The sequence below is a fragment of the Micromonospora sp. NPDC000316 genome (genome assembly GCF_042898885.1).
Classification (GTDB): Bacteria; Actinomycetota; Actinomycetes; order Mycobacteriales; family Micromonosporaceae; genus Micromonospora.
Genome location: NZ_JBIAZG010000047.1, coordinates 1 through 1,041, shown reverse-complemented (window position 1 = coordinate 1,041; position 1,041 = coordinate 1). Strand labels below are relative to the sequence as shown.

Below are 1,041 nucleotides of genomic sequence, written 5' to 3'. Positions count from 1 at the left end.
GTGGAGTTGTAGGCGGCTTTCTTGTTGCCGTTGCATTCGAAGAGCAGTGGGGTGCCGCTGGAGCGCCACGAGTCGCAGTCGCGTACGCCCCAGACGGTGATGCCGTTGCAGCGAGCCACGGCGAGGCAGTCGTTGACGACGTTGCGGTAGGTGTTTGCCTGCGTCGTGCCGGATCCTTCGATGTCCAGCTCGGTGATTTGGACGTCGACGCCGAGGGCGGCGAAGCTGGACAGGGTGGTGCGGTAGTTGCTGTTGTAGGGGGAGTTGGCGTTGAAGTGCGACTGGAAGCCCACGCAGTCGATCGGGACGCCGCGGGATTTGAAGTCGCGGACCATGTTGTAGACGGCCTGGGTTTTGGCCCAGGTCCAGTTGTCGGTGTTGTAGTCGTTGTAGCAGAGTTTGGCGTCCGGGTCGGCGGTGCGGGCGGCGCGGAACGCGGCTTCGATCCAGTCGTTGCCGGTGCGTTGCAGGTTGGTGTTGCGTCGGGCGCCGCTGTTGCCGTCGTCGAATGCCTCGTTGACCACGTCCCAGGAGTAGATCTTGCCCCGGTAGTAGCTGGCCACGCGGGTGACGTGGTTGAGCATGGCGCTGCGTAGGGCGGAGCCTTCCATGGACTGCATCCAGCCTGGCTGCTGTGAGTACCAGGCCAGGGTGTGGCCTCGGACCTTCCAGCCGCGGGAGAGGGCGTGGTTGACGATGCGGTCGGCGTTGCCGAAGGTGAAGTTGTTCTGCTGCGGTTCGGTTGCGTCGATCTTCATTTCGTTTTCGGGAGTGATGCTGTTGAACTCCCGGTTCAGGATCGTGGTGTAGGCGTTGTCGCTGAGTTTGTTCGCCGCGACGGCGGCGCCGAAGTATCGGCCGGACTGGGCTGCGGCGGCGCCGAGGGTGCTCTCGGCGGCCTGCGCGAGGTTGGGCACCAGTGAGACGGTCAGGGCCAGAATTATCGCGGCTGTTCCGGAAAAAGTGAGTGTTCGCAGGCGGCCACGCCTGCTGAGACGGGTCCGAGAAACCATACTGATCCTCCAGTGGTGGGGAGAGGAA

At 63.6% G+C, this 1,041-nt stretch carries 1 protein-coding gene; it reads right to left on the bottom strand.

The features are described 5' to 3' along the window. On the bottom strand, nt 1-1,013 hold a 1,013-nt coding region (locus tag ACFY2Q_RS29505; protein WP_387135939.1), incomplete at its 3' end, for an endo-1,4-beta-xylanase. Nucleotides 1,014-1,041 lie beyond the last annotated feature (28 nt).